The organism is Nitrospiraceae bacterium (assembly GCA_035623075.1).
Taxonomy (GTDB): Bacteria; Nitrospirota; Nitrospiria; order Nitrospirales; family Nitrospiraceae; genus DASPUC01.
In genome coordinates this window covers 26,238-36,618 of record DASPUC010000010.1, presented here as the reverse complement: position 1 = coordinate 36,618, position 10,381 = coordinate 26,238, and the positions used below count along the sequence as shown (strand labels likewise).

The 10,381-nt window shown below is 54.9% G+C and carries 10 protein-coding genes and 1 tRNA gene; 5 read left to right on the top strand and 6 right to left on the bottom strand.

Translation table 11 applies throughout. The annotated features are described in order from the left end of the window. A partial coding sequence (locus VEI50_02325; protein ID HXX73942.1) for a tyrosine-type recombinase/integrase occupies positions 1-477 on the top strand: 477 nt, incomplete at its 5' end. On the opposite strand, the gene VEI50_02320 is transcribed toward VEI50_02325, so the two are convergent. Together VEI50_02320 and serS are read right to left on the bottom strand one after the other, a co-directional pair. After that, positions 456-545, bottom strand: a tRNA-Ser gene (locus tag VEI50_02320). The two genes, VEI50_02325 and VEI50_02320, sit on opposite strands and share 22 nt — an antisense overlap. A gap of 72 nt (positions 546-617) precedes the next feature. Continuing rightward, the gene (gene serS, locus VEI50_02315; GenBank protein HXX73941.1) at positions 618-1,904 is read right to left on the bottom strand and encodes a serine--tRNA ligase; all 1,287 of its coding nucleotides are present in this window, start codon (positions 1,902-1,904) and stop codon (positions 618-620) included. 140 nt (positions 1,905-2,044) lie between these two features. On the opposite strand from serS, the gene VEI50_02310 reads away from it, so the two are divergent. Together VEI50_02310 and VEI50_02305 are read left to right on the top strand one after the other, a co-directional pair. Next, positions 2,045-3,058, top strand: a complete 1,014-nt coding sequence (locus VEI50_02310) for a PA0069 family radical SAM protein (protein HXX73940.1) — start codon at positions 2,045-2,047, stop codon at positions 3,056-3,058. A gap of 19 nt (positions 3,059-3,077) precedes the next feature. Then, the gene (locus tag VEI50_02305) at positions 3,078-3,446 is read left to right on the top strand and encodes a rhodanese-like domain-containing protein (protein ID HXX73939.1); all 369 of its coding nucleotides are present in this window, start codon (positions 3,078-3,080) and stop codon (positions 3,444-3,446) included. A gap of 45 nt (positions 3,447-3,491) precedes the next feature. Here VEI50_02305 and VEI50_02300 read toward each other — a convergent pair whose 3' ends face one another. The 3 genes from VEI50_02300 to VEI50_02290 form a co-directional block, all read right to left on the bottom strand. Then, positions 3,492-4,052, bottom strand: coding sequence for an OmpH family outer membrane protein (locus VEI50_02300; GenBank protein ID HXX73938.1), 561 nt, complete (start codon positions 4,050-4,052; stop codon positions 3,492-3,494). Between the two features lie 99 nt (positions 4,053-4,151). Next, the gene (locus tag VEI50_02295) at positions 4,152-5,726 is read right to left on the bottom strand and encodes an HD-GYP domain-containing protein (protein ID HXX73937.1); all 1,575 of its coding nucleotides are present in this window, start codon (positions 5,724-5,726) and stop codon (positions 4,152-4,154) included. Between the two features lie 11 nt (positions 5,727-5,737). Then, complete coding sequence (locus VEI50_02290) at positions 5,738-7,543, bottom strand: HEAT repeat domain-containing protein (GenBank protein HXX73936.1); 1,806 nt, start codon at positions 7,541-7,543, stop codon at positions 5,738-5,740. Positions 7,544-7,734: 191 nt separating this feature from the next. On the opposite strand from VEI50_02290, the gene VEI50_02285 reads away from it, so the two are divergent. Then, positions 7,735-8,394, top strand: coding sequence for a GDSL-type esterase/lipase family protein (locus VEI50_02285; protein HXX73935.1), 660 nt, complete (start codon positions 7,735-7,737; stop codon positions 8,392-8,394). Further along, positions 8,391-8,729, top strand: a complete 339-nt coding sequence (locus VEI50_02280) for a thioredoxin domain-containing protein (GenBank protein ID HXX73934.1) — start codon at positions 8,391-8,393, stop codon at positions 8,727-8,729. The genes VEI50_02285 and VEI50_02280 overlap by 4 nt, the downstream gene beginning before the upstream one ends. Before the next feature lie 40 nt (positions 8,730-8,769). On the opposite strand, the gene zwf is transcribed toward VEI50_02280, so the two are convergent. After that, complete coding sequence (gene zwf / locus VEI50_02275) at positions 8,770-10,311, bottom strand: glucose-6-phosphate dehydrogenase (GenBank protein HXX73933.1); 1,542 nt, start codon at positions 10,309-10,311, stop codon at positions 8,770-8,772. Positions 10,312-10,381: the final 70 nt, after the last annotated feature.

Sequence of the window (10,381 nt, the reverse complement as noted above, 5' to 3'; positions counted from 1 at the left end):
AAGACGAAGAAGGCCAGAGTTGTCTATATGCAAGGAGACTTTCTTCGCGTCATGCTCAAGGCCAAGGAAATGCGAGACCGCGATTTTCCAGAGTGCTCTTATGTGTGTCACCGGAGCGGAAAGCCGTTCAACTGGCTCCGGCATGCGTGGCTACAAGCGTGTGACCGTATCGGGTTGAAGGGGAAGACGTTTCATGACCTGCGACGAACAGGAGTGCGGAACCTGGTTCGTGCTGGGGTGCCAGAAACCGTTGCGATGAGGATAAGCGGCCACAATACGAGGTCTGTCTTTGACCGGTATAACATTACCAGTGAAGAGGACCTAAAGCAGGCGGCAAGTAACCTTGAAACCTACCTCTCCAAGCAAAAATCGACGTTTGAAGTTGCGGATACAGTTGCGGTTTCTGCTGATGATCAGCTACTCGAAATCGAATATGTTCACAACCCCTTGAAAAATGGCGGAGGGGGCGAGATTTGAACTCGCGGATGGGTTACCCCATCTCCGGTTTTCAAGACCGGCACGTTCGGCCACTCCGTCACCCCTCCATCCCACGCCTGGACCGACCCGGAGCCCGGGTACTCGCTCTGCGCGACTGGACCGGCATCTTTTATACGTTTCTAGGATTTCTTTATGTATTCCATCCCACCCATATACGTGCGCAGCACCTCCGGGATCAACACACTTCCATCTGGCTGTTGGTAATTTTCCAGAATGGCCACGAGGGTTCGACCTACGGCAAGGCCTGATCCGTTTAACGTATGTACGTACTCAGTCTTTGCCTCTTTCTTTCCACCAGCGGCTCTAAATCGGATGTTGGCTCGCCGTGCCTGAAATCCTTCAAAGTTGCTGCAGGAGGAAATCTCTCGATACTGATTCTGTGATGGTAGCCAGACTTCAATATCATATGTTTTGGCGGCGGCAAAGCCCAAATCACCGGTGCACAGTGTGACAATACGGTAATGAAGTCCCAACCCCTGCAAAACCCCTTCGGCGTTGGCGGTGAGCCGCTCAAGTTCGTCGTACGATTGGTCCGGCTTTGCAAATGTGACCAGTTCGACCTTATTGAATTGATGTAAGCGAATCAGTCCTCTCGTGTCCTTTCCGTATGACCCGGCTTCTCGACGGAAGCAGGGTGTATAGGCCGTATAGCGCAGAGGGAGCAGGTCATCGTCAAGAATTTCATCGCGGTGGAGATTGGTGACCGGCACCTCGGCGGTCGGGATGAGGAAGTAGTCTTCATCGCGAAGCCGATACAGATCATCTTCGAACTTAGGAAGTTGACCGGTTCCCATCATAGTCGATCGGTTGACCATGAAAGGCGGGAGGACTTCCCGATACCCATGTCGGGTGGTGTGAAGATCGAGCATATAGTTGATGAGGGCCCGTTCGAGACGAGCCCCAGCTCCTGTGAGCACGGCAAAACGTGCTCCGGCGATCTTCGCGGCTCGATCAAAATCCAGAATACCGAGCGCCTCACCAATATCCCAGTGGGGTTTGGGGGGGAGTGTCAGTTTGGGGACAGTACCGACCGTGCGCAGCTCAACGTTGCCAGAGGCATCTCGCCCAACTGGAACGGAAGCATGAGGAAGATTGGGAACACGTAGATTGAGATCGTTCAGCGCATCCTCGACCTCCCGCAGTCCCATTTCAAGGTTCCTGATTCGCTCGCTGACGGCTTTCATGGCTGCCATCGCATCATCCGCTGGCTGTTTATCCCGTTTGAGCTTGGCGACGTGGTCCGATCCTTTCTTGTGCTCATGGCGAAGGTGTTCGACCTGAGTAGTCAGTGCGCGTCGCTCTTCGACCAGTTTCCGAAGTGTGTCCCAGGGCACGTCGGCGCCGCGGGCGCCGAGTTGCTCACGAATGACAGCCAAGTTATCGCGAAGCGTACGAAGGTCGTACATGTGATGGAGGTCCTGTTAAAGCGGCTGGAATCTAACATCGAGGTGTGGGTTAGTCAATCAATCGGCGCACGGATACCGAGGCAGTAATACCCGAAGACCCACCCATTGACTTGTGGGGGAAGATTGCAGACCATACCACCATGCGGCTCGTGAACAATCCACCGAATCCATTTGAGTCACAGCATCGAGAACTTCTCGAACCCGCTCCGCGCGTTCAGCTACAGATGTACGAGGATTCGACTCGAAGCATTCTCAGTCAAAACGACAGCCCTGATTTGTCGTTCAAATGGAGCCTGAACCCCTACCGTGGATGCTTCCACGCGTGCGCCTACTGTTATGCCAGACCAACCCATGAATACTGGGGATTTGGCGCTGGAACCGATTTTGATTCGAAGATCATCATCAAACGAGATGTGCCCATGTTGCTACGTGAAGCATTCGACAAGCCGTCATGGAAAGGCGAGTTGATCGTGCTGTCCGGCAACACGGATTGTTATCAGCCGCTGGAGGCATCGCTAGAGTTGACTCGGGGCTGCCTGGAAATCTGTTTGGAGTACCGAAATCCGGTGGCGATCATCACGAAGTCGGCTTTGATCCTGCGCGACCTGGATTTACTGAAACAGTTGCACCGTGACGCATGGGTGCGTGTCTATTTCAGCATTCCGTTCGCCGACGACGCAGTGGCGAGGGCTGTGGAGCCCCATGCTCCATCGAGCCGTAAGCGTTTCGAGGCTATGGCGACATTGACGGAGGCAGGATTGTCAACGGGAATCTCGGTCTCACCCATTATTCCGGGTCTGAACGATCAGGATATCCCGGACTTGCTCGCGCGCGCTCGTGCCGCGGGGGCTGTGGAGGCGATGGCGACGTTGCTCCGTTTATCCGGTCATGTCGAACCGGTATTTCTGGAGCGGATAGGCGCTGCCTTTCCTGATCGGATTGCCAAGATCACGAATCGGATTCGAGAAGTACGGGGCGGGCAGCTCAGCAACGGAGAGTTCTTCGAACGGCATCATGGAACGGGGTCCTACTGGTCGATGATCGAGCAGTTATTTGACGTAACCAAGCGCAAGGTGGGGTTTCCGATGGACGTGGAAGCCCCTATTCCCCAGAGCTTTCGACGACTGGGACTGGAGCAGACGGTACTCTTTTGAGAGAGAGGACCGGTTACCGATGAAACACAATCCGGGGTTTCTAAAGTTCGTGGATGAAGCGAAGAAGCGGATAAAAGAATGCACGGTCGCGGACACGAAATCCAGGCTGGATCAGGGGGAGCCGGTCTATTTCATCGATGTGCGAGAAGATCATGAATTCGCCAAGGATCACGCCAAAGGTGCACGGCACCTCGGCAAGGGCATTCTCGAACGCGACATCGAGACGGTGGTCCCGGATAAACAGGCTCCAATTATTCTTTATTGTGGAGGTGGATATCGGTCAGCCCTGGCGGCAGATGCTCTCCGGCAGATGGGTTATGTGAACGTGGCGTCTATGGACGGAGGAATCAAGGCTTGGAGGGATGCCGGATATCCTATGGAGAAGTAACCTGGCAGTCGTGAAGCATAGATCCGGTGACAGCTCCCAGGCTACCTACTTGTTCACCCGGTCGAACTCTTTGATGACTTGATCCGTCAGATCAATTGTATCCTTGTTATAAATGACGATCTTGACGGTCTGTTCACTGCCCTTATCAACGACAATGGAAAATCCGCCCTTTTCAGCGACGGTCTGGGTGGCCGAGGCAATTCTCTTCATATAATCGTCGACCAGCTCCTTCTGTTTGGCTTGGAGCTCCTGGTTAAACTCCTGCGCACGTTTTTGGTACTCCTGTATTTTTCCGCGGAACTGCGTTTCCTTGTCCTTTTTTTCGGATTCGCTCAACTTCGCGAGTTGTTCCTTGAGCTGCTTTTCGGTGTTGCGTAGATCCTCCTCGTCTCGCGATAAGAGTTTCTGTCTGGTTGACACGTAGTCTTTCAATCCATCGAGTGCTCTCCTGCCGGCCTTGGACTTTTCCAACACGGACTGTGGATCAACCACACCCATCTTGAAAGCCTCGGCTGCCTGCGAAGATGAAAACGATCCCATACTGATGATGCCGACCAATGCCAAGCATGAAATCATCTGGCCCGATAGGGCCCCGGTTGTGCGCATGACACGTGCTCCTTTTAGGGTAAACAGCGAGAGTTGCCAAACTGGGCGAGAATAGCTGGGGAACTGAGCCCTGTCAAGAGATGGAAGAATGGCAATGTGCTAGACGAAATACCGGCCGGTATCAAATTTGTGTTTGGTATTGTCGATCAAGCGAATGATACTACGTTGATAGTTGCCGGCCTTGTCTTTTTCCGTGAGATCGAATTCGGGACCGTTGTCGATAGCGGCTCCCTGGGAATCTGCGATGACTTTGACCAGCGGCCTTTCGGCGTTGGCTTTGTCTTCGGCTGGCTTCAAGACCACGGCCAGTTCATCCGTGTCCAGCATGACCAAACTCCCGATGGGAATAAAGCCGACGCAGTTCACGAAGAGTTTCATCAGTATCGGGTCAAAGGATTGTCCGCTTTTGGCGAACATAATCTTCAGGACATTGGCCGGCGACATCGGCTCTCGCCGGTAGACGCGGGAAGACGTCATCGCATCATAACAGTCGGCAATCGTCACGATTCGGCTGGCTAGGCTTTGCGTCCACGGAAGCGTCAATTTCGGATAGCCGGAAAAATCATAGTTCATATGATGCTCAAACGATGCGGCCGCCATCCGTGCCGGTACGTTGTCGAGGCCTCGCAATCGAATGAGTGTGAGCACGCCTTCCGTCGGATGGGTCCGCATGAGGTCCCACTCTTCTTTCGTAAACTCGCCCGGTTTATTCAACACGTCCAGAGAGATCGCGCATTTCCCGACATCGTGGAAGAGGGCGGCTAACCCCAGATCAGCCAGGTGGACTTTGGGGTAGCCAGCTCGATTTCCGAGCGCCATCGAGAGGAGTGCGACGTTGACCGAATGGTTATGCGTATACTGATCGTGGCACCGTAAATTTGTGAGTCCGAGCAATGTGGATTGATCTTGCATCATCAAATCGACGATGTTCTGGATCGCCCGCTTCGCCTGCTTGAAACTTACTGATCCTCCTTCGCGGGTCGATTGCATGAGATTTCCCACAGACTGAACGGCTGAGGTATAGCCCTGCTTCGCAGTTGCCTTCCGTTTAAGTTTGTCATCCGGCGCAGAGGCGGTCCCAGGCGAAGTTGCACGGCGAAAAATCAACTCTCGCGGTTCTTCCAGAGTAATGCCCGACACTTCTCGTGTATTCATTTCGCTACGGAAGTCGTCGAGCGTTTTCGTAGCGGGGTCCAGGCTGACAAAAAGGTAGGCAAATTCGCGGAGGTCCTTTGAGGCGGTCGAGGACGCAAAGGCAACGCCGCCGATTTTCCATGAGTGCAACGCATCGATAATGCTTGTGGCGATCGCCATTTGTTGAGAGTTGATCTTCAAGTGCTGGTTGCCCAGGAATAGAAAATCGTTCTGTAGTCTTAACGTGATCGGTTGGTCGTGGGCGAGCGTCTTGATCAGGGTGAGCATTGCATCCACGGGCTTGTCGAGCGCCGCGTTGGTCCGACCATGAATGCGAGAGGTTTTCAGCAGAACATTGAGTTGGGTGATGAGCTGGATGCCCAGCATGACCATCTGCTGGTCCAGAATATCTCCCGCCTCGGATCCTTTTGCGATCTTGTTATAGAGAGATTTTTCATGAGTCAGAATCGGCTGGACTGCGTCATCCGCTTTCTCTGCCTGTGAGCCGGCTGGATTCGTATTCGTGGGCGATGTGCTCATCTGATCACGTGTTATTTCGGAAGGGTGGCAGCCTGCTTTATGCTTCGTTGTTTCTCGGCTTGAGCCAACGCGGCCACGCAGGCCTGCCGGACCGCTGATCCGGCTTTCTTCTGCCCAAGTTCCAGCGCGGCAATGGCCGCGGGCGTTGCCAGTTTACCGAGTGACTCGGCGGCCAGCACTGCCAGATCTTCTTTCTTCTTGCGATTCGTCCAGGACCAATCCGTCAAAAGGTTCTGCCAGAAGGGAACGGCTTCGTCGCCAGACGTTGAACGGAGGGCTTGAAACACGGCGCGTCGTTCACTTGGATTCCGATCGCAAAATTCCTCTGCCGAGACGATCGGTGTCCAGGCTGAGAACGGAGCCGTATATTTGCCGGACATCAGCAGTTTGAGGGCAGCCAGCCGGACGGACTCGTCCGCATCGGTCATGAAGGCGACTAACTTTGCGCCGTTCCCACTGGGACGGAGGAGTCCCAGTGTGCGGACCGCATCCTTTCGAACCTGGGCATCCGGGTGGCGCACAAGCTTCTCGACTGACTCCGCTAAACGAGGGTTGTTCCATCGCATCAGGATCGCCAGCAGATTGCGCACGTAGGCCGGACGATGGTCGAGCAATCCACGCAAAACCGGTTCAGGCTGGTCTTTCGCAAGAACCAGCAGCGCTTCTGAAAGAAGTGTCTGATGGGCAGGGGATTCGAGATTGGCTAAGAGCGAGCAGAGAGCAGGAATAGCGGTCGGTCGCATCATTAAGAGAATGGTGGACAGTCCTTCCGTGTTCGCCTTCGGACTGCTGTTGAGATAGGACTCGATCATTTTGGCCCGATCGGGATGCCCCAATCCCTCAAACAGCGCGCTGAGCTGCTGGCGATGGTTGTCCGTCAAGTCGGGCCGGACTTCTCGGGCTTCGTGCAACAAGGTTAAGACGTTTTCGAGCAACGTCCACTGTCCTTGACCGGTGAGAGTTCCGAGGACGTCGTTCCACAGCTCGAACTGTTTGCTCAGCCGATCTGGGTGTGTCTCAGACGCTAGGATGGCGGTCAGGATGTCCAGGACATAGAACGAATTGTCTCGCGCATTTTCCTCTTCGATTTCTTGTGCGAGCTTCCCGAGCTCTTCTTCGGAGATCTCATAGCCCACGAGTCCGGACTGGAGCCGTCCTGCTTGCCCAGCCTGCTGGGAGCCGCTACCTTGGGTCTTGCCGCCTCCCTGTTCCTGGAATTGCTTCGCGCGCTCACTATCGAGGAGTTCGCGCAAGCTTGTGGTCGAAGAATGCACAGACTCTAATTCGGTGTCCGAAAAGACGTCACGGTCGCCGGAGGCTTTGGCGATTTCTTCGGCGGTGACGAGTCGGATCGTGGAGAGGTTCTTGGACCAGAGACGAGTCACGATGTCGTCGTCATCCTCTTTCGAATCGAGGTTGCTCCAGAGGGCCTCGAGGAAGAACGTCAGATCTTCCGCCGTCAATCCTTCATGGAACGAGAGCTCGCGGATCCCATCCGAGTAGAGTTTGAAGGCGATGTTCTCGTTGCTTGCGTCTTCTTCGCTCCGATAGACCACTTCACCCCGGAGGTGCAGCTCGGACCGTTGGACGAGAAACAACAACCTTGAGTAGGTCATGAGATGATTGGTCAGTTCGTGGTGGAGCTGTTGGAAAAAGTTCTGCGCGACGGGATTATTGATCCCGTAAGTCCGGCTGGATTTCGCTGTTTTATCAAGCAACTTCAGTAACTGTTTGACCGATGTAATTTCGGGATCCGCCACTTCCTTGGCCGCCATGGCGGCAACCATCATGTCCTGCGCGGTTTTCAGGTCTGGCATAGTGTCATTCGTACCGGGCAAGGCCTCTTTCGTCAAGAAATTCAGCGCTTTTTGGAGGAAGCCCTGAGGGAGATTCTTCGATTGCTGCAATGGCCATTCGCTGGTATACACAGGAAGGTCATTCAATGGCGTTGGGCCAGCAACGTCCGAGGCACACGGCCAAAAGAGACGGTCACGAGGGTGAGTCGAGAATGAATGCCACTGCCAATGGCCCCATTGTGGTATGTTTCGGAGACAGTCTTACCGCAGGGTTTCAATCCCCCTCCAGTGACAATCCGACCGGTGGTGAAACACCTTATGGGGCATTCCTTCAGGAGATGATTGGCCCCTCGATTCACATCGTCATCAGCGGGATCTGCGGGGAACTCACGGGGGAAATGGTGATGCGCTTTCGGCAGGATGTCCTCCAGCGGCGTCCGACCCATGTGGTGATTCTGGGAGGGACCAATGATCTGGGGTGGAATGCGCAGACGCAGGACATTCTGCGCAATCTTGTCAAGATGTATGAGCAAGCCAGAGCGGATCGAATCGTTCCGGTCCCTGTTACGGTTCCATCCATCCGAGTCGAACGGACCGATGACAACCAGGACGCCCAGCGATGGGTTGACGAGCATCTGACACGCCGGCGACAGTTGAACGAATTGATCGTTCAGTATGCAGACTCACACCAACTCCCGAGAGTCGATCTTTTTGGCGCAACGGCCGAGCCGAAGACGCGACTGCTGGCGAAGATCTACTCCAACGACGGCTTGCATTTGACCACAGCGGGGTATCGCAAGTTCGCACGGCTGGTGTTCGAAGAGCTATTTGCATCGAGGAGTCCTCTACAACAGATGGGGAAGCCGACGTGACCATTCGTGACGTGACGGATCATGAGTTCGATCAGAGGATCGCGCAGGCGGGAAAACTCGTTCTTGTCGAATTCTGGAAGCCAGGGTGCGGGAGTTGTCAGGCATTGATGCGCGTCCTGGAATCGCTGCACAAGGAGGTGGCCGACGAGGTGCTCCTGCTGAAAATGAACGTCGAAGAGAACTATCAGATCCCTGCCGAATTGGAGGTGTCCTCGTTACCGACGCTGGCCCTCTATCGCAATGGGCTGTTTGAACGATTTATCGGAGGAATAGGCACCAGAACGGAGATTCTGAAACAGCTGCGCCGGGAGAGAATACCTAGAAATGGCACGTAATCCGGGGGCGCCTACTCTATGGTCCCGGCTTGTGTCGATATCAAAGTGTGCGCCACGTGCGGCCGTCCTGCTGGATGAGGCGGTCCGCTTCGACCGGCCCCCACGTCCCGGCTTGATAGTCCGGTAACCAACGCAGGCCTTGTTGTTGCCAGCCGTCGAGGATCTGGGTGATCCAGGCCCACGAAGCTTCGACCGCATCTCGCCGCATGAACCGCGACGCGTCGCCCGCCATGACGTCCAATAACAACCGCTCATAGGCTTCCGGCGATGGTCGGCCGAAGACCTCGCTGTACTGAAAGTCCATCTCAACGGGATGGGTCTGTTCGCGTGTGCCGGGTACCCGGGACACGATCCGCAATGACAGCCCCTCTTCCGGTTGGATGCGAAGCGCGAGCACATTGGGAGGCTGAGGCTGGCGAGCATTTGCATTGAACAGGATTTGCGGAATGTCCTTGAACTGGACGGCAACCTCGCTTGCCCGGCGAGGCAGCGCCTTCCCAGTTCTGAGGTAGAACGGCACACCGGACCAACGCCAATTTTCAACGAAGCACTTCACAGCCACATAGGTCTCCGTCGTGGAATTGGGGTTGACGCCCGATTCCCGTCGATAGCCGGGAATCGGCTTGTCATGGACCGATCCTTCGGTGTATTGGGCGCGAACCGTACACTGCTCGACATCTTTCCCAACGATTGGACGGAGACAGCGCAGGACCTCCATCTTGGCATTGCGGACAACATTGGGGTCGAGTGAATAGGGCGGCTCCATCGCAACGAGACAAAGGAGTTGAAGCAGATGATTTTGCACCATGTCACGCAGTGCACCGGCTTCCTCGTAATAAGTCGCCCGTGATCCGACACCTTCCGCTTCGCTCACGGTGATTTGGACATGGTCGATGTATTTGTGGTTCCAGATCGGCTCAAAAATGCTATTGGCGAACCGGACCACCATCAGGTTCTGAACCGTCTCCTTCCCGAGATAGTGGTCGATTCGGAAAATTTGTGATTCGTCGAAGACTTGGCCTGTGACCGTGTTAATTTGCCGTGCGGAGGCCAGGTCGCGGCCAACTGGTTTTTCCACGATGATGCGGGTATAGGGACCATGAGTGCCATTGCGTGTCACGAGTCCGGCGCGCTTGAGCCCCTCGCAGACAGACGTGAACGAGCTCGGCGGAATGCTGAGATAAAAAATCCGATTGCCGGGAATCTGAAATTGCTGTTCGACTGATTCCGCTTTGGATTTCAGGGTGGCAAAGGTGTTGGGGTCGTCGTTGTCGCCGGCGATGTAAAACAGATGAGCGGCAAACTGAGTCCAAGTGGTTTCAACCAGCGCTTGGCGTGAGTGGGCCTTGACCCCTTCGCAGGCGATTCCGCGAAACTCCTCATCGGACATCGGTTTACGGCCCAAGCCCAGGACCGCAAAATTGGACGGCAGCAATCCATCCAGCAGCAAATTATAAAGTGCGGGAATTAGCCGTCGACGCGCCAGATCACCGGACCCGCCGAAAATAACCAGAGTGCAAGGTTCCACCGGTGGCAGCGTCTCTCGCGCCGGAGGGATATCGATACGTGGTGTTGTTGGCATCCCAGCCTCATTCTACTGGCGGATTGGATTGTGGGCAACGACATTTTTCGATGCGGCCGGTGAAACGGTA